This is a genomic window from Pseudomonas sp. B21-012, from assembly GCF_024749305.1.
In the GTDB taxonomy this organism is placed as follows: domain Bacteria; phylum Pseudomonadota; class Gammaproteobacteria; order Pseudomonadales; family Pseudomonadaceae; genus Aquipseudomonas.
The window spans coordinates 883616-907558 of sequence record NZ_CP087197.1 but is presented as its reverse complement, the minus strand read 5'-3'; the positions used below and the strand labels follow the sequence as shown (position 1 = coordinate 907558).

20 protein-coding genes are annotated in these 23943 nt (G+C 62.8%); 8 read left to right on the top strand and 12 right to left on the bottom strand.

Features of this window, described 5'->3' with window-relative positions:
* Positions 1–19 precede the first annotated feature (19 nt).
* Positions 20–1237 (top strand): glycosyltransferase family 1 protein, encoded by a 1218-nt coding sequence (locus LOY37_RS04040; protein WP_258716341.1) that lies wholly within the window; start codon positions 20–22, stop codon positions 1235–1237.
* Here the strand turns inward: LOY37_RS04040 and LOY37_RS04035 are convergent.
* The 3 genes from LOY37_RS04035 to LOY37_RS04025 all read right to left on the bottom strand — a co-directional run bounded on the left by LOY37_RS04035 (position 1206) and on the right by LOY37_RS04025 (position 3550).
* Positions 1206–2309: an NADH:flavin oxidoreductase gene (locus tag LOY37_RS04035; RefSeq protein ID WP_258716340.1), complete on the bottom strand. Its 1104-nt coding sequence runs from the start codon at positions 2307–2309 to the stop codon at positions 1206–1208. The two genes, LOY37_RS04040 and LOY37_RS04035, sit on opposite strands and share 32 nt — an antisense overlap.
* A gap of 117 nt (positions 2310–2426) precedes the next feature.
* A complete protein-coding gene (locus LOY37_RS04030; RefSeq protein ID WP_045196062.1) occupies positions 2427–2909 on the bottom strand; it encodes a glutathione peroxidase in 483 nt (160 codons plus the stop codon).
* A 155-nt stretch (positions 2910–3064) separates the two neighbouring features.
* Positions 3065–3550 carry a peptidylprolyl isomerase gene (locus LOY37_RS04025; RefSeq protein WP_045196060.1) on the bottom strand — a complete coding sequence of 162 codons (486 nt, stop codon included), beginning with the start codon at positions 3548–3550 and terminating at the stop codon, positions 3065–3067.
* Here LOY37_RS04025 and LOY37_RS04020 point away from each other — a divergent pair.
* From LOY37_RS04020 to LOY37_RS04005, 4 genes are all read left to right on the top strand, one after another.
* Complete coding sequence (locus LOY37_RS04020; RefSeq protein WP_082075423.1) at positions 3519–3857, top strand: DUF3565 domain-containing protein; 339 nt, start codon at positions 3519–3521, stop codon at positions 3855–3857. The genes LOY37_RS04025 and LOY37_RS04020 overlap by 32 nt on opposite strands.
* A gap of 31 nt (positions 3858–3888) precedes the next feature.
* Positions 3889–5985, top strand: a complete 2097-nt coding sequence (pta, locus tag LOY37_RS04015; protein WP_045196057.1) for a phosphate acetyltransferase — start codon at positions 3889–3891, stop codon at positions 5983–5985.
* Positions 5986–5987: 2 nt separating this feature from the next.
* Positions 5988–6890: an acyltransferase gene (locus LOY37_RS04010; RefSeq protein ID WP_045196055.1), complete on the top strand. Its 903-nt coding sequence runs from the start codon at positions 5988–5990 to the stop codon at positions 6888–6890.
* 68 nt (positions 6891–6958) lie between these two features.
* Positions 6959–7543: a hypothetical protein gene (locus LOY37_RS04005; RefSeq protein ID WP_258717171.1), complete on the top strand. Its 585-nt coding sequence runs from the start codon at positions 6959–6961 to the stop codon at positions 7541–7543.
* A gap of 56 nt (positions 7544–7599) precedes the next feature.
* Here the strand turns inward: LOY37_RS04005 and LOY37_RS04000 are convergent, their stop codons facing one another.
* On the bottom strand, positions 7600–8295 hold the full coding sequence (locus tag LOY37_RS04000) for an OmpA family protein (RefSeq protein ID WP_045196051.1): 696 nt from the start codon (positions 8293–8295) through the stop codon (positions 7600–7602).
* Positions 8296–8390: 95 nt separating this feature from the next.
* Positions 8391–9035 carry an MBL fold metallo-hydrolase gene (locus LOY37_RS03995; protein ID WP_093387972.1) on the bottom strand — a complete coding sequence of 215 codons (645 nt, stop codon included), beginning with the start codon at positions 9033–9035 and terminating at the stop codon, positions 8391–8393.
* A gap of 233 nt (positions 9036–9268) precedes the next feature.
* Between LOY37_RS03995 and dctP the strand changes: the two genes are divergently transcribed.
* The 3 genes from dctP (at position 9269) to dctM (ending at position 12236) form a co-directional block, all read left to right on the top strand.
* A complete protein-coding gene (gene dctP, locus LOY37_RS03990; RefSeq protein ID WP_258716339.1) occupies positions 9269–10264 on the top strand; it encodes a C4-dicarboxylate TRAP substrate-binding protein DctP in 996 nt (331 codons plus the stop codon).
* A gap of 62 nt (positions 10265–10326) precedes the next feature.
* Positions 10327–10959, top strand: a complete 633-nt coding sequence (locus LOY37_RS03985; protein WP_093387966.1) for a TRAP transporter small permease — start codon at positions 10327–10329, stop codon at positions 10957–10959.
* On the top strand, positions 10956–12236 hold the full coding sequence (gene dctM / locus LOY37_RS03980) for a C4-dicarboxylate TRAP transporter large permease protein DctM (protein WP_258716338.1): 1281 nt from the start codon (positions 10956–10958) through the stop codon (positions 12234–12236). Before LOY37_RS03985 ends, dctM begins: the two co-directional genes overlap by 4 nt.
* Positions 12237–12304: 68 nt before the next feature.
* Here dctM and LOY37_RS03975 read toward each other — a convergent pair whose 3' ends face one another.
* From LOY37_RS03975 to LOY37_RS03945, 7 genes are all read right to left on the bottom strand, one after another.
* On the bottom strand, positions 12305–12997 hold the full coding sequence (locus tag LOY37_RS03975) for a sensor histidine kinase KdpD (protein ID WP_045196047.1): 693 nt from the start codon (positions 12995–12997) through the stop codon (positions 12305–12307).
* Positions 12994–14601: a tetratricopeptide repeat-containing response regulator gene (locus LOY37_RS03970; protein ID WP_093387961.1), complete on the bottom strand. Its 1608-nt coding sequence runs from the start codon at positions 14599–14601 to the stop codon at positions 12994–12996. The genes LOY37_RS03975 and LOY37_RS03970 overlap by 4 nt, the downstream gene beginning before the upstream one ends.
* Before the next feature lie 234 nt (positions 14602–14835).
* Positions 14836–17556, bottom strand: a complete 2721-nt coding sequence (locus tag LOY37_RS03965) for a LuxR C-terminal-related transcriptional regulator (protein WP_213602428.1) — start codon at positions 17554–17556, stop codon at positions 14836–14838.
* A gap of 205 nt (positions 17557–17761) precedes the next feature.
* Complete coding sequence (locus LOY37_RS03960) at positions 17762–19126, bottom strand: DUF1329 domain-containing protein (protein ID WP_258717170.1); 1365 nt, start codon at positions 19124–19126, stop codon at positions 17762–17764.
* Positions 19127–19153: 27 nt separating this feature from the next.
* On the bottom strand, positions 19154–21052 hold the full coding sequence (locus tag LOY37_RS03955) for a DUF1302 domain-containing protein (RefSeq protein ID WP_258716337.1): 1899 nt from the start codon (positions 21050–21052) through the stop codon (positions 19154–19156).
* 334 nt (positions 21053–21386) lie between these two features.
* Positions 21387–23069: a fatty acid--CoA ligase gene (locus LOY37_RS03950; RefSeq protein ID WP_258716336.1), complete on the bottom strand. Its 1683-nt coding sequence runs from the start codon at positions 23067–23069 to the stop codon at positions 21387–21389.
* 129 nt (positions 23070–23198) lie between these two features.
* Complete coding sequence (locus LOY37_RS03945) at positions 23199–23828, bottom strand: LysE family translocator (protein ID WP_045196037.1); 630 nt, start codon at positions 23826–23828, stop codon at positions 23199–23201.
* Positions 23829–23943 lie beyond the last annotated feature (115 nt).

The following is a 23943-nucleotide window of genomic DNA, read 5'->3' as shown; positions in this document are numbered from 1 at the left end:
CACGGTCGAAACTGGCTTCATGAGCACACCGCCCCTGCATGTCACCCTGATCAGCGAAACCTTCCCACCCGAGATCAACGGCGTGGCCAACACCCTTGGCCGCCTCAGCGATGGCTTGCGATCGCGTGGCCATCGGGTCGAGTTGGTGCGCCCGCGGCAAGCGGCCGAACTGCCCTCGGCCAGCGACGACAACCTGCTGCTGTGCCGCGGCTGGCCGTTGCCGGGCTACCCGGGCTTGCAATGGGGCCAGGTGTCGATGCACAAGCTGCTGCGTCGCTGGCGCCGGCAACGCCCGGACGTACTGTACATCGCCACCGAAGGCCCGCTGGGCCTGAGCGCCCTGCGCGCGGCGCGGCGCCTGGGGATCGCCGTGGTCAGCGGTTTTCACACCAATTTCCAGCAGTACTCCAGCGAATACGGCCTGGGCCTGCTGGCGCGCCTGCTGACCCACTACCTGCGCTGGTTCCATCGACGCACCCACAGCACCCTGGTGCCCAGCCTAAGCCAGCGCCTGGAGCTGGAACGGCGCGGCTTCGACAACCTCAGCCTGATGGCCCGGGGAGTCGATAGCCAGTTGTTCAACCCGGCGCGGCGCAGCCAGGCGCTGCGTGAGCAATGGGGGGTGGGCGCCGATGATATTGCCCTGTTGCATGTCGGACGCCTGGCCGCCGAGAAGAACCTAGGTTTGCTGCAACCTTGCCTGGACGCCCTGCAACAGCAGTATCCGCAACGGCGCATCAAATTGATCGTGGTCGGTGACGGGCCGCAACGCGCCATGCTGGAACAACGTCTGCCCGGCGCAGTGTTCTGCGGTGCCCAGCGTGGCGAAAGCCTGGCTGAACACTATGCATCAGGGGATATTTTTGTGTTTCCCAGCCTGACCGAAACCTTCGGCAACGTCGTGCTAGAAGCCTTGGCCTCAGGCCTGGGTGTGGTTGCCTACGATCAAGCCGCGGCAGCCCAGCACATTCGCCACGGGCATAGCGGTGCGCTGGCCATGCCGGGGGATGCAGCAGCCTTTATCGATGCCGCCTGCTGGTTGCTGGAAGAGCCGGAAACTCTGCGCCGGGTGCGCCTCAATGCCCGCCAGCATGCCAGCCGTCAGGGCTGGCCGGCGATTGTCGAGCAGTTCGAGGCGCACCTGCTGGCAGCCTGTCGCCAGGACCAGGGCAGCGTTGCGCGCCCAGGCCCGGCGACACTTGCGATCAAACCAGGGTCGTCAACGCCTCACGGCTGAACGGCAGGATGTCTTGCTCGCGGCCATCGCGCACCTTGGCGGCCCACTCCGGGTCGACCAGCAGCGCCCGGCCCACCGCCACCAGGTCGAACTCGTCGTTGTGCAGGCGCTTGAGCAGGTTCTCTAGGCTGGCCGGTTGCGCCACCTTGTCGGTCGCCACCATGAACTGCAGGAACTCGCCATCCAGGCCAACGCTGCCGACGGTGATGGTCGGCTTGCCGGTGAGCTGGCGGGTCCAGCCGGCCAGGTTGAGGTCCGAGCCTTCGAACTCCGGCTCCCAGAAGCGCCGGGTCGAGCAGTGGAAGATATCCACACCGGCGTCTACCAATGGCTGCAGGAAGGCGCCGAGGGCCTCGGCGCTCTGTACCAGGCGGGCGCTGTAGTCCTGCTGCTTCCACTGCGAAAAGCGGAAAATGATCGGGAATTCCGGGCCCACCGCCGCCCGCACCGCCTGGATCAGTTCGATGGCGAAACGCGAACGGCCGGCCAGGTCGCCGCCGTACTCATCCGTGCGCTGGTTGCTGGCCTCCCAGAAGAACTGGTCAATCAGGTAGCCGTGGGCACCGTGGATCTCGACGCCATCCATGCCGATGGCCTGGGCATCGCGAGCGGCCTGGGCGAACGCCTCGATCACTTCGCGGATATCGGCCTTGCTCATGCCGTGCACCACGACCTGGCCATCCTTGAGCTTCTCGCTCGGGCCATAACCCGGCACGCTGGCATCCGGCTCGGTGCCCAGGCGGCGCACGCTGCCCACGTGCCAGAGCTGCGGCACGATGCGCCCGCCTTCGGCGTGCACGGCATCGACGACATTCTTCCAGCCAGCCAGGGCGTCGTCGCCGTAAAAGCGCGGCACATTCGGGTAGCCGTTGGCAGCCTGGTGACCGACGGTGGTGCCTTCGGTGATGATCAGCCCAACGCCGGCAGCGGCGCGGCGGCGGTAGTACTCGACCACTTGTGCGTGGGGTACGCCGCCAGGGCAGAAGGTGCGGGTCATCGGGGCCATGACCACGCGGCTTGGCAGCTCGAGGGCGCCCAGTTGGAAGGGTGTGAACAGTGCGGTGGCGGACATGCGGCGCTCCTGGGAAGAGGGAATGCGCCTGAGGATAGGGTGAGCCGTTCGGGTGGCCCAGTACTATTGATCTGGGTGATTAAACAGCATCGCGGGGCTAGCCCCGCGATCAACCGATCAGGCCAAGGCCTTCTCGATCGCCTGCACCACCGCCGGATCATCCGGCGCGGTACGCGGCGAGAAGCGCGCCAGTACCCGGCCGTCCTTGCCAACCAGAAACTTCTCGAAGTTCCAGGTGATATCGCCAGGGAACTCGGCGCCTTCACCGGCCAGCAAGCGGTACAACTGATGGCGGTCATGGCCATTGACCTCCAGCTTGCTGCCCAACGGGAAGGTCACGCCGTAGTTCAGGCTGCAGAACTTCTGGATTTCTTCTTCAGTGCCCGGCTCCTGCCCGGCAAACTGGTTGCACGGCAGGCCCAGTACGCTGAAGCCTTTGCCCTTGTACTGCTGATAGAGGTTTTCCAGCGCCGCGTACTGAGGGGTCAGGCCACACTTGGAGGCGACATTGACCACCAGCACCACCTGGCCCTTGAACGGCGCCAGAGGCAACTCCTGGCCATCCAGTGCCTGCAACTTCAGGTCGTGAAATGCACTCATGACGTACTCCCCTTTCCAGATCCCGGTTGTCGCTGCGGGCTGCAATCAGTAAAACCAGCCCATTAAAAAGGCGCCCTGCCAAGCCGTCTTCCCCTGCTGGAGTGCGACGGACTTGCCCGGGCGCCTTCGCGACTCTCTGAGCTTAGCGCAGAAAATCAGTGGTGATGGCCACCTTCGCCATGGATGTGGCGATGAGCGATTTCTTCTTCGCTGGCATCACGAACATCGACGACCTTGACCTTGAAGTTCAGGCGCTGGCCAGCCAGTGGGTGGTTGCCATCAACGGTGACGTCATCGCCGTCCAGGTCGCGAATGGTGACGATCTGCATCTGGCCATCCGGCGCCGAAGCGTGGAACTGCATGCCCACTTCCAGCTCGTCGACACCTTCGAACATGCTGCGGTTCAGGGTGCTGACCAGCTCGGCCAGGTATTCGCCGTAGGCGTCTTCCGGCTCGACGGCAACGTCCAGCTCGTCACCGGTGGTTTTGCCTTCCAGGGCTTTTTCCAGGCCCGGGATGATGTTGCCTGCGCCATGCAGGTAGACCAGCGGAGCGCCGCCGGCGGAGCTGTCGATGACCTCACCAGCGTCGTTGGTGAGGGTATAGTCGATGGAGACAGCCTTGTTGGCGGCGATCAGCATGGGGCGAGACCTTTTGCATAAGAATGTAGAACGAACAAGTGTAACCAAGGCATCGCCTGAAAGCGAACGCAACCCGGACAAACGGGTTGCCGGATACTTCAGCCAGGTGCTGGGTTTCCATCAGGACGAGGACGGCCACTGGGTGGTCGAGCTGTCGTGCGGACACACCCAGCACCTGCGCCACCAGCCGCCCTGGCAATCACGCAGCTGGGTGCTCGACCCCGAGCAACGCCAGCAACGCATCGGCCAGGCATTTGCCTGTGGCTGGTGCGCTCAGGGGGCCGATAGCGCTACCCTTGGCAATTGATTCTTTGCACAGCTCATTTTGAGAAGCTCGCATGCAGACATTTTTTATCGCGCCGACCGACTTTGGTGTCGGCCTGACTTCGATCAGCCTGGGCCTGGTGCGCACCCTGGAGCGCGCCGGCCTCAAGGTCGGCTTCTTCAAGCCGATCGCCCAGCCGCACCCGGGCGATACCGGCCCGGAGCGCTCCACCGAACTGGTTGCCCGCACCCATGGCCTGAAGCCGCCCCAGCCGCTGAGCCTGGCCCATGTCGAGCGCATGCTCGGCGATGGCCAGCTGGATGAACTGCTCGAGGAGATCATCACCCTGTACCAGCAGGCCTGCGTCGGCAAGGACGTGGTGGTGGTCGAAGGCATGGTCCCGACCCGCCACGCCAGCTACGCCGCGCGGGTCAACCTGCACCTGGCCAAGAGCCTGGATGCCGAGGTGATCCTGGTCTCGGCGCCGGAAAACGAAGTGCTCACCGAGCTGTCCGGGCGCGTCGAGCTGCAGGCCCAGTTGTTCGGCGGCCCGCGCGACCCGAAAGTGCTTGGGGTGATCCTCAACAAGGTGCGCACCGACGAAGACATGAACGCCTTCGCCGCGCGCCTGACCGAGCATTCGCCGCTGCTGCGTGGCGGCGACTTCCGCCTGCTCGGCTGCATCCCGTTCCAGGCCGGCCTCAACGACCCGCGCACCCGCGACGTCGCCGAGCTGCTCGGTGCCCAGGTGCTCAACGCCGGCGACTACGAAACCCGGCGCATGAACAAGATCATCATCTGTGCCCGAACCGTGGCCAACACCGTGCCGCTGCTCAAGCCCGGCACCCTGGTGGTGACCCCGGGCGATCGCGACGACATCATCCTCGCCGTGAGCCTGGCGGCGATCAACGGCGTGCCGCTGGCCGGCCTGCTGCTGACCAGCGACAGCAAGCCCGACCCGCGCATCCTCGAACTGTGCCAGGGCGCGCTGCTGGCCGGCTTGCCGATCCTCTCGGTGAGCACCGGCTCCTACGACACCGCCAACCAGCTCAACGGCCTGAACAAGGAAATCCCGGTGGATGACCGTGAGCGCGCCGAGCTGATCACCGATTTCGTCGCCAGCTACCTGGACGCCGACTGGCTGCACCAGCGCTGCGGCACCCCGCGCGAACTGCGCCTGTCGCCAGCGGTGTTTCGCTACCAGTTGATCCAGCGCGCCCAGCAGGCCAACAAACGTATCGTTCTGCCCGAAGGCGCAGAACCGATGACCGTGCAGGCCGCCGCCATCTGCCAGGCTCGCGGCATCGCCCGCTGCGTGTTGCTGGCCAAGCCCGACGACGTCCAGGCCGTGGCCCGCGCCCAGGGCATCACCTTGCCCGAGGGCCTGGAGATTCTTGACCCGGACCTGATCCGCGAGCGCTACGTCGAGCCAATGGTCAGCCTGCGCAAGAGCAAAAGCCTCAATGCACCGATGGCCGAGCAACAACTGGAAGACCCGGTGGTGATCGGCACCATGATGCTCGCCCTGGACGAGGTCGACGGCCTGGTCTCGGGCCTGGTGCACTCCACCGCCAACACCATCCGCCCGGCCCTGCAACTGATCAAGACCGCCCCCGGCTGCAGCCTGGTGTCATCGGTGTTCTTCATGCTCTTTCCCGAGCAGGTGCTGGTGTACGGCGACTGCGTGATGAACCCGCACCCGACGGCCAATGAACTGGCGGAAATCGCCCTGCAGAGCGCCGACTCCGCCGCAGCCTTCGGCATTGCCCCGCGGGTGGCGATGATCAGCTACTCCAGCGGTGATTCGGCCACTGGCGAAGAGGTCGAGAAGGTCCGCGAAGCCACCCTGCTGGCCCAGGAAACCCAGCGTGGCCTGCTGATCGATGGCCCGTTGCAATACGATGCCGCCGCCAACCTGGAGATCGCCCGGCAACTGGCGCCCAACAGCCAGGTGGCTGGCCGCGCCACGGTATTCGTGTTCCCCGACCTGAACACCGGCAACACCACCCACAAGGCCGTCCAGCGCAGCGCCGATTGCGTCAGCCTGGGGCCGATGCTGCAAGGCCTGCGCAAGCCGGTCAACGACCTGCCGCGCGGCGCCCAGGTCGACGACATCGTCTACACCATCGCCCTGACCGCCATTCAGGCCAACCGCTCACTGGATAGTTGAACATGCTCGGATTGCTACCCGCGCCACTGCGCGGGGTTATCGCCTCGCTGCTGCTGGGGCTCAACACCATCGTCTGCTGCACCCCGCTGTTCATCGTCAGCCTGTTCAAGCTGTTGCTGCCGTTCGCCGCGGCGCAGCGCCTCACCGATGAACTGATGCGCCACATTCACGAGGCCTGGATCAGCAACAACAATGCCTGGATCAACCTGCTGGGCAAGGCCCGCTGGCAGGTCGAGGGCCTGGCCGGGCTGGATTACCAGCACAGCTACCTGGTCACCAGTAACCACCAGAGCTGGGTCGATATCCTGGTGCTGCAATACGTGCTCAATCGGCGTATCCGCCCGCTGAAGTTCTTCCTCAAGCAGGTGCTGATCTGGGTGCCGGTGATTGGCCTGGCCTGGTGGGCGCTGGGCTTCCCGTTCATGAAGCGCTATTCCAAGGCGTACCTGGCCAAGCACCCGGAAAAGGCCGGCAAAGACCTGGAAACCACTCGCCGCACCTGCGCCAAATTCCGCGGCAAGCCGACGGCGATCTTCAACTTCGCCGAAGGCACGCGCTTCACCGCAGCCAAGCATCGCCAGCAGCAGTCACCGTTCAAGCACCTGCTCAAGCCCAAGGCCGGCGGCATTGCCTTTGTGCTTGATGCCATGGGCGAGCAATTGCAGTCGATCGTCAATGTCACCATTCATTATCCGAACGGTGCGCCAGGGTTCTGGGACTTGTTGTGCGGGCGGGTCAGGCACATTGTCGTGCACTTCGAGGAGCTGGCGATTCCGGCCGAGTTCCTGGGCAGGAACTACGACCAGGATGAAACCTACCGCCTGGCTTTCCAGCAATGGATCAACCAGCTGTGGAGCGACAAGGACGCCTTGCTGGAGCGGCTGCGACAAAACGCCGACGGGTAATTTGCCAGACAGCATCTATGCTCACTTCCTACGATGATTTCACTAGCAATCACAAGGAACGTAAGCCTATGAAACCGCTGCGCCGCTTCGCCCATGCTGTTGCTGTCGTTTCGCTTCTGTCTGCAGCCAGTTTCACGGTGCAGGCAGAAGACATCCTGATCGACGCTGTCGCTACCCAAGATATGGTGGATACCAAAGTCCTTGCCATCGACCATGACAAGCGCATCGTTACAGTGGCTGGCCCTAATAACTCCGAGGTGCCGATTCAGCTGAGCGAACAGGCCAAGGACCTGCATAACCTCAAGGTCGGCGACCTGGTCAACATCACCGTCAACCGCTCGGTTGCTACCGTGCTGGAAACTGACCTTAGCAAGGCCCCGGGCATCAGCAAGGACGCCGGCGTCATCCGTGCCACCAAGGACAACCCCAACCCGGGTGGTGAGGCATTCCGGCAGATCAAGGTCACCTCGAAGATCACCAAGATCGACCTGAAAACCCACGAAGTCACGCTGATGCCGCCTGAAGGCCCGCAAAGGGTCGTGAAAGTCGAAGACCCTGAACTTCAGGAGCGCATGAAGAATCTCGAGGTCGGCCAGTCGGTGGTCATCGTTTTTACTGATGTGCTGAAAGTCACCACCAAAAGCCCAAGCTGAGAAATTCGCAGGCACAAAAAAGGGGAGCCAGGCTCCCCTTCTTCACATCTTGCGACTTACTGGTACTGCTGCCCGGGAATCGGCTTGAGGTTGACCTCTACCCGACGGTTCTGCGCGCGGCCGTTGGCGTCGGCGTTGCTGGCGATCGGCTGGTCCGGGCCCAGGCCGCGGGCGCTGACGCGGCTGCCATCGACGCCCTGGGAAGTCAGGTAGGTAACCACCGATTGTGCACGACGCTGGGACAGGTCCATGTTGTGCTGGCGGCTGCCGGTGCTGTCGGTGTAGCCGACCACTTCAATGGTGTTCTGGTTGAACTGCTTGAAGGAGTTTGCCAGGTTGTTCAGCGGCGAGTAGAAGCTCGGCGCGATGTTGGCCGAGTCGGTGGCGAAGGTGATGTTGCCCGGCATGATCAGTTTGATCTGGTCGCCCTGGCGCTGCACCTCGACACCGGTGTTGGCCATGCTTGCACGCAGCTCGGCTTCCTGTTTGTCGGCATAGTAGCCATAACCTGCTGCCGCAGCACCGACGGCGGCAGCGCCGATCAGCGCACCCTTGCCGCGGTTGTTATGGTCGATGGCGGCGCCCGCGATGGCACCGGCCAGCGCGCCCAGCCCGCCGTACTTGGCGGTTTTGCTCATCCCTGTGGAACCCTGCTGCGCCTGACCCTGGCTGTCATACGGGTTGGGGCTGGCGCACCCGGACATCAGCGCGGCAGCGGTAGCGACGATAATCAAACGACGCATGGTGAACATGGACAAGCTCCTACTGTAATTCGAAAGTGCAGCGGATCTGATTCGGATCTATGCCAGCCTTGGATTGCAGCAAAGCAGAAAAATTCCCTGGAATCTCAGGCGCGCACAAACGGGTTCTGGCGCATCTCATCCCCCAGGCGGGTGTCCGGGCCATGGCCGGTGACCACCGTAGCCTCTTCATCCAGGCTGTACAGGCGCTGCTTGATGGAACGAACGATAGTCGCCTGGTCGCCACCCCACAAATCGGTGCGACCAATCCCACGACGAAAAAGCGTATCGCCTGCAATCAACAGCTTGGCCTCGGCGAACCAGAAGCTCATCGAGCCCGGTGTGTGCCCCGGCGTGTGCAAGGCCACGCCACAGCCGCAGGCCAGCTCTTCGTCGTCGGCCAGCCAGCGGTCCGGCGGCGGAACCGGGGTGTAGGGCACGCCGAACATCTGACACTGCATTTCCAGGTTGTCCCAGAGGAACTGGTCGTCCTTGTGCAGGTGCAAGGTGGCGCCGGTCATCTCTTTCAACTGCCCGGAGGCGAGGAAGTGATCCAGGTGCGCGTGGGTATGGATGATGCTCACCACCTTAAGGCCATGGGCATCAAGGCGGGCGAGGATCTGCTCGGGGTTGCCGCCCGGGTCGACGACGATGGCCTTTTTGCTGATCGGGTCGCCGATGATCGTGCAATTGCACTGCAGCGGGCCGACGGGGAATGTTTCGCGGATTAGCTGGGGTTGAGCAACGTGCATGGGGTTACCGGAAAATAGTGGGGGCACTGAAGCGATGCCACTTCTTAACCTCATTTCTGCCTGTTGGCCAGCCCCGGCCATCGACCTGGCAGACGCACAGGTGCCTTGCAGTTCACCAGACATTGATCTTGCACAAAGCAATCTCTGAATAGCCACCTAGACTTGCCGGGGTCAACCTGCCTGCGCGCGTCAGCGCAAAGTGCAGCATTACAACAAAAAAAGGAAGAATCAGGATGTTCACTCCCTCACTCAAGGCACTGGTTTGTGCGCTGACCCTTTCGGCCGCTGGCTGGGCCCAGGCCGCTGACCCGATTACCATCAAGTTTTCCCATGTTGTTGCCGACTCAACGCCCAAGGGCCAGGGCGCAATCATGTTCAAGAAGCTGGTGGAAGAGCGCCTGCCAGGCAAGGTCAAGGTCGATGTCTACCCCAACTCGTCGCTGTTCGGTGATGGCAAGGAAATGGAGGCACTGCTGCTGGGCGATGTACAGATCATTGCGCCGTCGCTGGCCAAATTCGAGCAGTACACCAAGAAGGTTCAACTGTTTGACCTGCCCTTCCTGTTCAACGACATCCACGCCGTGGACCGCTTTCAGATGAGCCCCGCCGGCCAGGGCCTGCTCAAGTCCATGGAGGACAAGAACATCACCGGCCTGGCTTATTGGCACAACGGTATGAAGCAATTGTCGGCCAACAAGGCCTTGCACGTTCCCGCAGATGCCCGCGGTCTGAAATTCCGCGTGCAGGCTTCGGCAGTGCTGGAAGAGCAGTTCAAGGCGGTGCGTGCCAACCCGCGCAAAATGAGTTTTGCCGAGGTCTACCAGGGCTTGCAGACCGGTGTGGTCAATGGTGCGGAAAACCCCTACTCGAACATCTACAGCCAGAAAATGCACGAAGTGCAAAAGTACATCACCGAGTCCAATCATGGCGTGCTCGACTACATGCTGATCACCAACACCAAGTTCTGGAACGGCCTGCCAGCCGATGTGAAGCCAGAGCTTGAGAAAATCATCAGCGAAGTCACCCAGCACGTGAACAAAGAAGCCGAGGCGCTCAACCAGGGCGACAAGGAACGCATCATTGCGGCCAAGACCACCGAGATCATTACGCTCACGCCTGAGCAACGCGAGCAATGGCGAACGGCGATGAAGCCGGTGTGGAGAAAATTCGAAGGTGAAATCGGTGCCGAGCTGATCCAGGCAGCCGAGGCGGCCAACCAGGCGCAGTAAGCCCGCAGACAGTTGCCGCCGCCACGGCGGCAGCTGTGTCCGCTACACATCGGAGAATACGCATGAATGCCTTACGGCGTATCTGGGAGCATTTCGAGGAGGGCTTTATCGTCTTCCTCCTGGCCGCCATGACCTTGGTGACCTTCGTCTACGTCATCCTCAACAACCTCTACACCCTGTTCTACAGCCTTGCCGAGCGCTGGCCCGGTGCGGCCGACCTGTTCAACGGCATAGGCGACCATGTGATGGACGCCGCCCAGTCGATGACCTGGAGCAATGCCCTGACCAAGGCGCTGTTCGGCTGGCTGATTTTTTTCGGCCTGTCCTATGGCGTTCGCGTGGCCGGGCACATTGGTGTCGACGCCTTGGTAAAACTGGCCAGCAAGCCGGTTCAACGGCTACTCGGCATGCTTGCCTGTCTGTGCTGCCTCGGTTATGCCGGCTTGCTGAGCATCGCCAGTTTCGAGTGGATTCAAACCCTGTTCAATGCCGGTATTGGCGCCGAGGACCTGGGTCACTTCGGCATCATGCAGTGGCAAGTTGGCCTGATCGTACCGGTGGGCTTTGCCCTGGTGTTCATCCGTTTCACCGAAATCCTGGTACGAATACTCCAGCACCGCCAGACCGGTTTGGGGTTGGCCGACGAAGCGGCGGATGCGCTGAAACTGGCCGAGCATGAGGACGACAAGCGATGACCATCCTCTTTCTCTTCGTCACCCTCTTCGCCCTGATGTTCATCGGCGTCCCCATTGCCATTTCCCTGGGGCTCTCCGGCTCGCTGACTATCATGCTGTTCAGCCAGGACTCGGTTCGCTCGCTGGCGATCAAGTTGTTCGAGACCTCGGAACACTACACCTTGCTGGCAATTCCGTTCTTTCTCCTGGCCGGGGCGTTCATGACCACCGGTGGCGTGGCTCGGCGCCTGATTGACTTTGCCAATACCTGTGTCGGACACATTCGCGGAGGTCTGGCGATTGCCGCCGTATTGGCCTGCGTACTGTTCGCCGCACTGTCAGGTTCTAGCCCGGCAACCGTGGCTGCGGTCGGCTCGATTGCGATTGCCGGGATGGTTCGGTCCGGTTATCCACAAGCCTTCGGCGCCGGCATCATCTGCAACGCCGGCACCCTGGGTATCCTCATCCCACCGTCGATCGTGATGGTGGTGTATGCCGCCGCCACCGAAACCTCGGTAGGCAAACTGTTCATGGCCGGCGTAGTACCAGGCTTGATGCTGGGCTTGATCCTGATGATGGCCATCTACATCGTGGCGGTGAAAAAGAACCTGCCAGCCCTACCCCGTGCCACTTTCAGGGAATGGCTCAGTGCCGCCCGCAAGGCCGTCTGGGGTCTGTTGCTGATGGTGATCATCCTCGGCGGCATCTACAGCGGTATGTTCACCCCGACTGAGGCGGCGGCGGTCGCTGCGGTGTACTCGGCCTTCATCGCCTTGTTCGTGTACCGTGACATGTCGTTCAAGGAAGCGCCCAAGGTGCTGCTGGAGTCGGCAAAACTGAGCATCATGCTGATGTTCATCATTGCCAACGCGATGCTCTTCGCCCACGTCCTGACCACCGAACAGCTACCGCAACAAATCACCACCTGGGTAATCGAAGCCGGGCTGACGCCGGTGACGTTCTTGCTGGTGGTGAACATCGTGCTGCTGGTGGCCGGTGCCTTCATGGAGCCATCGGCGATCATCCTGATCCTGGCCCCGATCCTGTTCCCGATCGCTATGAAACTGGGCATCGACCCGATTCACCTGGGCATCATCATGGTGGTCAATCTGGAGATCGGCTTGATCACCCCGCCGGTCGGCCTGAACCTGTTCGTCACCTCGGCGGTAACCGGAATGCCGCTGACGGCAACCGTGCGCGCGGCAATGCCTTGGCTGACGTTATTGGTCGGCTTCCTGATTCTGGTCACCTATGTGCCCTGGATCTCGCTGGTGCTTCCTGATCTGCTTGGTATGTGAGCATCAGGGCTGTGACCGCCAAATGGCGGTCGCAGCTCATTGCCTCAGGTTTGCCCAGGCACTGTTGATCAAGGCAGGTAAAGCCTGAACAGTCCGCCGCCCAGGACCCCGCCGTTGGCAATCTCGATCCGCCCTTTGACCCCGTTGCGCTCATGCAGGCCGGCAATCCGTGCGGCAAAGTACAAACCCAGGCCGGTACTGCCGCTCTGGCCATCGATACCCTGCACATATTCCTGCTGGCGCTCGAGCATGCGCGCCGGGAAGCCCGGGCCGTCATCGTTGATGCTCAGCACCAGTTGCTCGCCCTCGTCATTGACGCTGATCAGCAAGGTGTGGCCAGCGTAGCGAATGGCGTTGTTGAGGATGTTGGCGACCACCGAACCGACCAGTTCACGGTCGAAAAAGCCCAGCGGGCTGGCCGTTTCGATGCGCCAGCTGGCGAGGATGTCGCGATGCTGCAGCAGGTTCTGCTGGGCCGCCAGCTGGGCTTCGATGAAGTCGTCGAGCTCGTGGTAGTCGGGGCACATGGGCAATTGGTTGACGCCCAGTTTGTACAGCCCCAGCAACTGCACCAGCATGCCGTTGAGGTGGCTGAACTCATGCTCCATCACCCCTTGCTCGCTGCCGCTGCGCAGCGCCTCGGGCAGGCGCGCCAGCCACTGGCTGTGGGCCTGGGTCAAGGCGGCGAGGGAGTTTTTCATGTCGTGCACGGTGGAGGCGATCACCGTCGAGAAATCCAGCCCCTGGTTGTCCTGGTTCATGCGCCGAAAGCCCGGATGTGCAGTTTGCGGTAGCGATCATAACGGTTATCGCTTTTCGGGATGCCGGTGACGCTGCCCAGGCACGCGCGGCATTCGTCCATGATCGCCGGCGGCGGTGTCTCGCCACCGATGCGCAACAGCGCCTGGGCGGTGTTGAGGGCGATACTGATGTTCTTCGGCTGCAGCGTCAGTGCCCGGCGGAACTGCGCCAGGGCTTCGCTGAGCTGGCCGGCCTGGTAGCTGCGCACGCCCTGGCGGTTGAGGTCGACCGCTTCGGTCACCGCGCCGAGCACGCTCGGGTCATCGGTCAGTTGCGCCACGCTCTGCATGACCTTAGGGTCGTCACCGTAGGTTTCCACGCAGCCCTTGAGAATCGCGGTACCGGCAGATTCCTGGCCGAGTTTCTGCAATTGCGTAGCCACCACCAGCGCCGCCTCGACCGAGAAGAACTGGTCCATCTTCTCCAGCCGGGCCATGGCCTGCTCGGTCAGCTTGGCGGCGGTTTCGGCGTCGCCGGCCTGCTGCAGGCTGGCGGCTTTCATCAGCCGCGCACGCACCTGCAGGCCCTGGTCTTCGACGTTCTCCTTGGCCACTTCGCTGAGCACCGTGTTGATCTCGACCCGGGTGCGCGCATCCAGGCCGTTGCCGGCGTTCTTGTTCATCAATGCCTGGACCAGCCCGAGGTTGCTTTCCGGGTCTTTGTAGCGCGAGCTCTGGCCCTGGTTGACCGCATGCCGGTAGGCCTTGGACGAAGTGTCGTAGTCATCGTTACTCAGGGCCAGCTTGCCCAGCATCATCTGCCGGCGCACAGCCAGGGGCGAGAGGCGCACGGCCTCTTCCAGCACACCCTGGGCACGCTTGCTTTCGCCCTGGGCCACCAGCACTTCGGCCAGGCCGTCGTACAGGCCGGGCATCATCGGGAAGGCCTTGAGCGCCTGCTCGTACACACCCTGGGCCTGGGCCAGCTGGTTGCGCTTGTACAGCAGGCCGCCAAGGGCGGCATAGGCCCAGGGCGTGGCCCGGCTGGCGATGATGGTGGTGAGAAATTTCTCCAGCTCATCGAAGCGGTTCAGGTCGCGCAGAGCATCGGCGCGGTAGCGCAGGCACAGCGGGGCGAAGCGCGGGTCCTTCTTGCACAGCTCGGCGCAGGCCGCCAGCACCTCGGCCGGGCGGCCGCGGTCCAGGGCCTGGAGGATCGGCTTGAGCAGGGTCTTGCGCTGCACCAGTTTTTCCAGGCGCTGGGCCAGGCCGATGCGGTTGAACGGCTTGGTCAGGTAAGCGTCGGGCTCATGCTCCAGGGCACTGAGGACAATCGCCTGGCTGCTTTCGGCGGTGACCATGAGGAACACGCACTCATGGCTGATCAGCTTGTCGAGGATCAGGTCTTCGAGCACCTGCTGGCCATTCTTCTTGCCATCACCCAGGTGGAAATCCTGAAGAATGAAGTCATAGCGTTTTTGCGCACACATGCGCAGCGCCTGTTCGCCGCTGTCGGCGGTATCGACATCACGCACGCCAAGCTCGCGCAGCATCGAGCGGGCCGAACTGCGAAAATCAGAGAAGTCATCGACGATCAGAAAGCTTTTTTGGCTGTAGACCTGCATCCACGAAACCTGTCATGGCAAATAAAAAATAGACGCAGAGACACCTTCACGGACAGGCTCGGCTTCGCGGGTAGATTCGCTGCGGCGCTTAATCGGGCCGCACTCGCAGAGTATCGGCCACACAGGGCGATAGCTTGAGGCGTACAGAGCGCATATTTGCTGGACGCAAGTACCAGCAACGGAACAAATAATGGCATTGCGCCATCATCGAGGATGTTCACCGCCGAGTCAAAGCTAGTGCAGCATGCCTAATGCCTTGGCCCGGGCCACCGCCTGGGTGCGTCGCTCGACGCCGAGCTTGCTGTTGATATGGCTGGCGTGGGTTTTCACCGTGTGCAGGGAGATGAACAGGCGCTCGCTGATTTCCTGGTTCGAGCAGCCCTGGGCGATCAGTTCGAGCACAGCCATTTCCCGGGCGCTCAAGGCCTCGCCGCTACCGCCCGCTTCGGTCGATTCAAGCGCGGGCAACAGCGCCAGCAAGCTGCTTTGCGCAGGCCCCTGGGGTTGCAGCAGCAACTGCTCGCGCAGCCATTGCGGGTGATCCTGCAACAGCCGCTGGAACGGCTGCAGGACGCCGCCGCGCGCGGAATCGAGCGCCAGCGCCAGCAGGCCGCGCGCCTGGGCTTCGTTGTTGTTGGCCAGCAGCAGCAACGTCCACTGGCACAGCGCAGTAACGCAAAGCATCTGCCCGCCACTGGCCTGGCCGCGTTCCACCAATGCCTGCAAGCGCCTTGCGGCCTGTTCCAGGCGGCCCTGGGTGCGTTCGAGCAAGGCCTGCTGCAATTCGATATGCAGCGGCAGCAACGGGTGGAACTCCGGGGCGGCCGCCGCCTGCTCGCCCCCGTAGGTCTGGCCCAGGCGCAGCAGCCAGGACTCGGCCAGGTCCGTGCGCCCCTGGGCCAGCCATAGCTCGCATTTGACCAGGGTGATCATCGCCAGATAGAAAATCGGCGGCACGTCCCAGATGTGCATCAGCCGTTCGGCTTCAGCAAGCTCGGCAAAGGCTTCGGCAAAGCGCCCTTCACGGCCATCGAGCGAAGCGATCACGCAGTGGCCGATCAGTACGCTGATATCGCGACAGGCGCGCGCCTCGATCAACCCGGCCCGCAGGCGACTGCGGCCGGCCTCCGGTTGCAGCCGGGCCGCCAGCAGGTAGCCTTCGTACAGGGTCAGGCGTGCCCGCGCCGCGTACAACCGTTGCGCCGACAAACCCTGCAGGCGCTGCAGGCCCTGGCGCACTTCATCGAGGGCGCGCAACACCTCGCCACGGGCGTGCAGCACCCGTGCCCGGTCGTAATGGGCCAGGGCTTCGAACAACGGGTTGCCGACCCGCTGGGCCAGCTCCAGTGCTTCGCGATTCCAGCCACGGGCACGCCAGAAATCGGCATCGGCGATGGCCAGGTTGGACAACGTCGAGAGGCACACCAGGCGCTGCCCGTAACGCTTGAACGGCAAGCTGTGCAGCGCTTCGGAGCAATATTCGAGGGTACGCTGGCGGTCGCCGCGACCACGGGCGATCACCCCGCTGAGCGCCAGCCACTGAGCGAGCATGGATTTCTGTGCGGTGGCCGAAGGCGCCGGCAAGAAGCGGCTCAGGTGGCTGGCCAGCTCTTCAGCGGCATCCAGCTGCCCGGCCAGGCCCAGGGCCCAGCTGTACAGCACGATCAGCCGCGGTGTGCTGATCAGCAGGCTGTCGGGCAGGTCCATCTTCCAGCGCAGCAGCATGCCGACGTTCTGCTCGGCCAGCAGTTGCTCTTCGGAGAGGTTCTGCACCAGGTTGGCGGCCACGTCCAGGTGGCCGGCGCGCAAGGCCTGCTCAACGGCTTCATCGAGCAGGCCCTGGCCATGGAACCAGCGACAGGCGCGCAAATGCAGGCTCGACAGCGGCAGGCTGGCCTGACGGGTACGCAGCAGGTCGGAGAACAAATGGTGATAGCGAAACCACCGCCCATGTTCGTCCAGCGGCACCAGGAACACCTGGTGGGCCTGCAGGTAACGGAGAATCTCGGCGCTGTCGTGGCTTTCGCGCAGGGCATCGCAAAGCTCGGCGCAAAAGCGCTCCTGGCAGGCGGTGTCGTAGAGAAAGCCCTGCACTTCGGCGGGCAGCATCTCGATGACTTCCTCGAGCAGGTAGTCGCGAATCAGCCCCTCGCCACCGTGCAGGGCCTGAGGCAAGGCGCTGTCGGCACCGGCCTCGTTGGCCGCCAGCAGCCAGAAACGCAAGCCGGCGACCCAGCCATCGCTGCGCTGGATCAGGTTGTCCAGCGCCTGGCCGCGCAACACCGTCGGTTGCTGGCCCAGCACGGCGAGGGACTCATCGGTGGTCAGGCGCAAGTCCTGCTCGTTGAGTTCAAGCAACTGGCGCGACAGACGCAGGCGCGCCAGGTGCCAGTCCGGCCGCTGGCGGCTGGTGACCAGCAACACCAGGCCGGGCGGCAGGTGATTGAGGAAAAACTGCAGGCAGCGGTCAAGCACCGGCCCCTGGGCCAGGTGGTAGTCGTCGAGCACCAGTAGCAAGGGGTTGTGTGGCTGCAGGTGACGGGCCAGTTCATCGAGCAGGCCGTCGAGCCACTCTTCGAAGGCAAACGGCTGGTGCCGCTGGCGCATCTTCAGCAAGCCCAGGGCCTGGCCGCCGAGGGCCGGGCAGTATTGCTGCAAGCCTTCGAGCAGGCGCTCGAGGAAGCGCCCGGGGTCGTTGTCGCGCCGGCTCAAACCCAGCCAGAGGCTGCTCCAGTGGTTGGGCAGGCCCTGGCAGAACTCCACCGCCAACGAACTTTTACCGAAACCTGCCGGTGCATTGACCAGCAGCAAGCGCCCGCCGAGCCCCGCCTGCAAACGCTGACACAAGCGCGCCCGCGGCACATGGCCTTCGGGCAGCGGCGGGCGAAAGAAACGGCCCTCCAGGACGCTCATGGCCTGGCTGGCGAACCCTTGCGTACGGGACAGATCAGTCATGGCCGGCTCGTTTTTAGTTAGGGAATCGTCGGCAGTACGGATCAGCGCAGACTAGCGGGTTAAACAGCACATTTGAAGACAATTGCCGCGCTTTGCGGAAAAAAGACTACAACAAAAAACGACAAGGCTCAGCCGACACGGATGCGCAAACAGAAACGCCCCGGCAAGCCGGGGCGTTCTGGGAGATCACACGGAGGTTTGAAACTTAGCGCACACCTTCCTGGCGAAGCGCTGCAGGCTGGAAGTCAGCCTTGGAGGCAGTGAACCCGAAGTCGTAGGCTCGCTTTTCCTCGTTCTTCATGCCCAGGGCCAGGTAGCGACCGGACTGCAGGTCGTAGATGGCTTCCAGGGTGTACCACGGCACCTGGACGTTGTAGTAGTCCTGGGAGTGGGCTTCGGACACGCGCCACAGCTGGTTGCGACCGTCGTACTGGTCGATCACCGCCGCTTGCCAGGTGTCTTCGTCGATGTAGAAGTCACGCTTGGCGTAGATGTGGCGCTGGCCCGGTTTCAGGGTTGCGACCACATGCCATACCCGGCGCAGTTCGTATCGGGCGAGGTCCTGGTTGATGTGCCCGGCCTTGATGATGTCGGCGTACTTGAGCTTGGGATCGTCAAGCTTGTAGCTGTTGGAGGCAATGAACAGCTCTTTCTTGCCTTCCAGCTTCCAGTCGTAACGGTCCGGCGCGCCGTTGTACATGTCCAGGTTGTCGGAGGTGCGCAGGCCGTCGGCGGCGGTACCCGGGCCGTCGTAGGACACTTGTGGCGCTGCCCGTACCCGGCGCTGGCCGGCGTTGTAGACCCACGCCTTGCGCGGCTCCTTGACCTGGTCGAGGGTCTCGTGCACCAGCAGTACGGTACCGGCCAGGCGCGCTGGCGCCGTCACCTTCTGCTTGAAGTAGAACAGCACGTTGCCCGGGTTGGCCGGATCGTAATCTTTCATCCGGTCGCGGAAGACGAACTGGTCCTGGAAGTACACCAGGCTGAACGAGCCGTTCTGCTGCGGCGTGGCCTGGGTCACCAGGCGGGTCACGCTGCCGCCACGGTAGCGGGTGATGTGGTTCCAGATCACTTCGACGCCGCTTTTCGGAATCGGGAACGGCACGGCGGTGTCGAAGTTTTCCAGACCGTTGCCGCCGCCGACCAGGTTGGTGCTGGTGGCGTTCTTCTTGATCGCCGCGAACACCGCGTCCGGTACGGTAGCGCCCCGGTGGGTCGGGTACACCGGCATCTTGAAGGTGTCCGGATAGCGCTTGAACATGGCGACCTGGCCAGGGGACAGTTTGTCCTTGTACTGGTCGACGTTCTGCGCGGTGATGGTGAACTTAGGTTGCTCGCTGCCGTACGGGTCGGAAAGGAAGCCCTTGGCATCGACATTACCGGCGCCTTTGGCCAGCGGCTTCCAGGCCGTGATCGAGCCGTCGGCGTTACCGGCCTTTTCAGCACCCATCGGCGTCAGGCTGGCGCCCAGCTTGGCCGCCTCGTCGGCGGAAACCGCCGCCATGACACTGGTCGCCAACAGGGACAGGCCCAGTACACCGGCTTGCAGCAGAGTCTTGGTTGTTTTCATCTTCATGGTCGTCCTGAATCCGAATTCTTAGAAGTTCACGCCGAAGCTGAGGGCGATGAAATCGCGGTCATCCACGGTGGTGTACTTGCCGTCGAAGAAGTTGGTGTACGACAGGCTGGTGGTGTAGGTGTTCTGGTACTCGGCATCCAGGCCCAGGCTGATCGCCTTGCGCCCTTCCTCGAAGTTGCTGCCAGGGCCTGGCGAGTAGCCCGACACGTCATGGGACCAGGCCACGCTCGGCTTGAGGTTGACCCCGGCGAATACATCCGGGTAGTCCCAGATGGCGCGCGCGCGGTAGCCCCACGAGGTGCTGGTGGTGTAACCGTCGTTCTCGCAATTGCGGCTGCGGTTGGCGCCCGAAGCGCCAGGGCCTGCGCCGTTGATGGTGCCGGTGTTGATGATCGCCGAGCAGGTATCGAGATTGCCTGCCCCCGGGGTTGCCGGCAGCGGGCCTGGGCCGTAGACCGGGTCGCGGCCGTAACGCACATCGTGGGCGCTTTCCAGGCCGCCGACATGGGTCACGCCGACTTCACCCACCACGGTCAGGCGGCTGGCGCCCATGACCTGGTCGAAGAAGTGCGTCAGGGTGGTCTGGAACTGGGTGATTTCCTTGCGCCGGTAGCCGTTCAGGTCCTGGCCCGGTACACCGTTGAGCAGCGAGGCGTTGGCCAGGGTGCCGCCAATCGGACGCACGCCGGCATAGAGGATATCGGTGGTGTTGAGCTGCACCGGGGCGTTTGGCCGGTAGCTGATTTCACCGCTCCACGCCGTGCCGGTAGGCAGGGTGGTGGAGAAGCTCAGGCCGTACAGGCGGATGTCTTCCGGGTACTCGACGAAGTAGCTGGAGTTGCCGGCGACGATCAGCGGTGCCAACGGACGCAAGGCTGCAGGCAGCCCGGCCAGGCCGGCATAGACCCGCGGATCGGCACCGTGGGCGCTGAAGATCGGCGCACGGCTGTGGTAGTTCATGAAGTAGGCGCCGAACTCGGTGCCCAGCGGGTCGTACATGTAACGGAAGGCCACGCCGAACTGGCCGCTGTCTCGCGCATCGCGGTCAGGGCCACGGGCGACCCGCACACCTTCGCCATTGACGTCCACACCCTGGCTTGCGAGGAAGCCGCGGGCGGCCGCTGGCAACGCGTTGGCACTGTTGAGTACGCGCAGGTTATCGGTACAGCCGTCGGCAATGATGTCCGGCTGGGAGAAGAAGGTGCCGCAGTTGTCGACGACGGTCTGGTCCCATTCGAGCTGGTAGAAGGCTTCGGCCGAGAGGTTGTCGGTCAGGCTCTGGGACACATAGAACATGTTGACCGGAATCAGGCCTTCCTTGATTTCGGCACCCGGACGGCGGAAGGCCGCCACGTCGATCGGGTTGATCGAGTTGATACCGTTACCGATGAAGGTACTTTCACCCCAGCTGACCACCTGCTTGCCCAGGCGCACCGAGCCCGGCTGATCGGCGATCGAGTAGTTGTGGTAGACGAAGGCGTCGAGGATCTGCCCGCCGGACGACTTGGCGCCCTCTTTGCGGTTGGTGTCGCTGATGTCCTTGAACTCGCGATGCTCATCCTTGAGTTCGAAGTCGTACCAGTACTTGCCACGGACGAATACCCCGGTATCGCCGTACTTGAGTTCCAGGTCGTGGATACCCTTGAAGATTTTCGAGAAGGTCTCACCGCGCTTGAAGTTCAGGTGGCCGTCATCGGAGGTCTGCGACAACCCCTTGCCGCCGTTGTTGACGCCGATCAGGTTCTTGTTCGGGCTGGCTGTCGACCAGCTCGCCCCCACCGACAGCGACGAGTCGAACGAGCCTTCGATTTCACCGATGTTGAAACTGACGCCGAATGCAGGACCGGCGAGCGTAGAAGCGAGGCTGACGGCCAGGGGCAGTTTCGCCCGGCGCCAGAACAGATTTGCTGATGTCATCGACGCTACTCCATGTACTTTATTTTTATGGCAGTGAGTCCTTTGCAGAAACGCATCGCTCGAGCGGTGTGAGCGCACCTTTTTGCTCGAGCGAGTGGCTAGGCACATGCATGTGCGATCCCCCGTTCCTGAAAATCCCCTGAACCGACTATAGCCAGCAGGTTGAACTGCTTGATCCCTCTAAAGTGTGATTTGCATCCCAACCCCTCCGGCGTGGTCTGCATGACCGGCCACTACGCTGGCTGGGGGAAGAATGGCTTAATTTCGTCATTTGACAAGGCGCCCATGCGTCTGGCGTGCGGGTCGCGCCGCTTCAGGCGCGACCCGCCAGGCATTACAGGGTCGAGAGGAAGGTGCTGTTACTGGCTTGCCACTGGCTGATGTCCAGGCGGATGCGCTTCTTGTCGAGCTTGCCGACACTGGTCTTGGGAATTTCAGTAACAAGGGCGATCTGGCTGGGGATCGCCCACTTGTTGATGTGCCCCAGCTCCACGAATGGCTTGAGGTGTTCCTTGAGGACCTTGGCGTCGATGCTCTGGCCTTCGTGGATCACCAGCAAGGCAAATGGCCGCTCGCCCCACTGCGGGTCGGCGACACCGACCACCGCCACCTCGCGGATCGCCGGGTGGCGGCTGATCAGGTCTTCGAGCTCCAGTGACGAGATCCACTCGCCGCCGGTCTTGATCACGTCCTTGATGCGGTCGCGGATATCGATCACGCCCATGCTGTCGAGGGTGGCGACGTCACCGGTGTGCAGCCAGCCGCCCTGCCAGAGTTCGGCGCCTTTCTCGGGCTCGCGAAAGTAGCCCATGGTCAGCCACGGCGCGCGCAGCACCAGTTCGCCCTGGGTCTCGCCATCGGCCGCCAGGAAGTTGCCGTTGCCATCGACAATCGCAGTTTCCACCAACGGCACCGGCACCCCGGCCTTGATCCGGTAGGTGATGCATTCGTCTTCGCTGCCAGCCAGCAGCTCGTCGTTGAGGTGAGCGCAGGACACCAGCGGGCAGGTCTCGGACATACCGTAAGCGGCGGTCAGCTGAATTCCGTGGGCCTTGGCCGCCTCGTACAGGGCGCGGTTCAGGGCACTGCCGCCAATGATGACTTTCCAGCCGCCGAAGTCCTGTTGCTGGGCACCCTTGGCATTGAGCAGCATCTGCAGGATGGTCGGTACGCAATGCGAGAAGGTCACCTTCTCGTTGCGCCACAGTTCGCAAAGCATCTCCGGCTCGTAGCGCCCGGGGTAGACCTGCTTGATGCCGAGCATGGTCGCCACGTAGGGAATGCCCCAGGCATGGACATGGAACATCGGCGTGATGGGCATGTACACATCATTGCTGCCGAGCAGGCGCACGCTGTCGATACTGCCGGTGACCGTCGCGGCCGCCAGAGTGTGCAGCACCAGTTGCCGGTGGGTGAAATACACCCCCTTGGGGTTACCGGTGGTACCGGTGGTGTAGAACGTGGTGGCAACCGAGTTCTCGTCGAAATCAGGGAAGTCATAGACCGGGCTGGCTTCCGCCAGCAATTGCTCGTACTCGCCGACCAGGTTCGGCAGGTCGGCGGTTTTCTGCTCGCCATCGGTCAGCAGCAGGGTTTTCTCCACCGTGGTCAGTTGCCCGGCGATGGCCTGGTAGAGGCCGACAAAGTCGCTGTTGACCAGCACGAAGCGGTCATCGGCGTGGTTCATGGTGTACAGGATCTGCTCCGGCGACAGGCGCACGTTGATGGTGTGCACCACCGCGCCAATCATCGGAATAGCGAACATGCATTCGAGGTAGCGATGGCTGTCCCAGTCCATCACCGCCACGGTGTCACCCGCCTTGACCCCCGCTTCGGTGAGCACATTGGCCAGCCGCGCGATGCGCTCGTTGAGGGTCAGGTAGCTGTAGCGCAGCTGATCGCGGTAGACGATCTCGCGGGTTTTCTCGTAACGGCTGCCGGACAGCAGCAGGCGCTTGATCAACAGCGGAAACTGGTAAGCGTCCTCGGCAGGAGGAATGACGCGAGTCTGCAACATAGGAGTCCCTTTTCTAGAGTGCACAGGCTGGGCAAGACATGCCTTACTCTAGAACGCCTCCACAGCGGCCAAATCAGCCAAAGGAATGATTTGACCGCTGCAGGGATTAGTGGCGTTTGAACATCATTGTCAGTGCATTTCGGTGAAAGCGATCTTCACCCCCAGGGCAATCAGCACCGCGCCCATGGTGCGATCGAACCAGTGACCCATGCGCGCAAAGCCGGCGCGCACCCGCTGCTGGCTGAACAGCATGGCCACCAGGCAGAACCACAGGCCGGTGGCCACGGCCAGGTACAACCCGTAACCGGCCTGGATCGCCAGCGGCGTGTGCGGGTTGATGACCACGGTGAACAGCGAGAGGAAGAACAGCGTCGCCTTGGGGTTCAGGCCATTGGTCATGAAGCCGGCGACAAAGGCCGCCCGCGGTGTGCGCTCGACCGTGGAGGCCTGCACGGCGTCGCTGCCAGGCGCGGCCGGGCGGGCGCGCAGGGCCTTGAAGCCGATGTACAGCAAGTAGGCGGCAGCCAGCCATTTCAGCGCATTGAACAGCATGATCGACTGCGACACGATCAGGCCGATACCCAGCAGCGAATAGCCCACATGCAGGAAAATCGCGGTGCCGACGCCGAAAGCGGTCCAGGTACCGGCGCGCCGGCCGTGGGTAACACTCTCGCGTACCACCACGGCAAAGTCCGGGCCGGGGCTGGCTACAGCCAGCAGGTGGATCAAGGCGACAGTCAGAAATTCGGCCCAGTACATGGGGGCTCCTTGCGGCAAAAGGTCAAACGGGGGCAACACACTACGCCCTCGCAGACCTTTGAAACAATCCCTGTGGGTGCTGGCGCCTTGACTCTCCCCCTTGGGGCAGGCGTTA

Coding starts and splice junctions, on each gene's coding strand:
- LOY37_RS03965 (WP_213602428.1), bottom strand. CDS start 17,556: ATGACTGATCTGTCCCGTACGCAAGGGTTCGCCAGCCAGGCCATGAGC.
- LOY37_RS03955 (WP_258716337.1), bottom strand. CDS start 21,052: ATGACATCAGCAAATCTGTTCTGGCGCCGGGCGAAACTGCCCCTGGCC.
- LOY37_RS04040 (WP_258716341.1), top strand. CDS start 20: ATGAGCACACCGCCCCTGCATGTCACCCTGATCAGCGAAACCTTCCCA.
- dctM (WP_258716338.1), top strand. CDS start 10,956: ATGACCATCCTCTTTCTCTTCGTCACCCTCTTCGCCCTGATGTTCATC.
- dctP (WP_258716339.1), top strand. CDS start 9,269: ATGTTCACTCCCTCACTCAAGGCACTGGTTTGTGCGCTGACCCTTTCG.
- LOY37_RS03960 (WP_258717170.1), bottom strand. CDS start 19,126: ATGAAAACAACCAAGACTCTGCTGCAAGCCGGTGTACTGGGCCTGTCC.
- LOY37_RS04005 (WP_258717171.1), top strand. CDS start 6,959: ATGAAACCGCTGCGCCGCTTCGCCCATGCTGTTGCTGTCGTTTCGCTT.
- LOY37_RS03975 (WP_045196047.1), bottom strand. CDS start 12,997: ATGAACCAGGACAACCAGGGGCTGGATTTCTCGACGGTGATCGCCTCC.
- LOY37_RS04035 (WP_258716340.1), bottom strand. CDS start 2,309: ATGTCCGCCACCGCACTGTTCACACCCTTCCAACTGGGCGCCCTCGAG.
- LOY37_RS03985 (WP_093387966.1), top strand. CDS start 10,327: ATGAATGCCTTACGGCGTATCTGGGAGCATTTCGAGGAGGGCTTTATC.
- LOY37_RS03945 (WP_045196037.1), bottom strand. CDS start 23,828: ATGTACTGGGCCGAATTTCTGACTGTCGCCTTGATCCACCTGCTGGCT.
- LOY37_RS04025 (WP_045196060.1), bottom strand. CDS start 3,550: ATGCTGATCGCCGCCAACAAGGCTGTCTCCATCGACTATACCCTCACC.
- LOY37_RS04030 (WP_045196062.1), bottom strand. CDS start 2,909: ATGAGTGCATTTCACGACCTGAAGTTGCAGGCACTGGATGGCCAGGAG.
- LOY37_RS03970 (WP_093387961.1), bottom strand. CDS start 14,601: ATGCAGGTCTACAGCCAAAAAAGCTTTCTGATCGTCGATGACTTCTCT.
- LOY37_RS03950 (WP_258716336.1), bottom strand. CDS start 23,069: ATGTTGCAGACTCGCGTCATTCCTCCTGCCGAGGACGCTTACCAGTTT.
- pta (WP_045196057.1), top strand. CDS start 3,889: ATGCAGACATTTTTTATCGCGCCGACCGACTTTGGTGTCGGCCTGACT.
- LOY37_RS04020 (WP_082075423.1), top strand. CDS start 3,519: ATGGAGACAGCCTTGTTGGCGGCGATCAGCATGGGGCGAGACCTTTTG.
- LOY37_RS04000 (WP_045196051.1), bottom strand. CDS start 8,295: ATGTTCACCATGCGTCGTTTGATTATCGTCGCTACCGCTGCCGCGCTG.
- LOY37_RS03995 (WP_093387972.1), bottom strand. CDS start 9,035: ATGCACGTTGCTCAACCCCAGCTAATCCGCGAAACATTCCCCGTCGGC.
- LOY37_RS04010 (WP_045196055.1), top strand. CDS start 5,988: ATGCTCGGATTGCTACCCGCGCCACTGCGCGGGGTTATCGCCTCGCTG.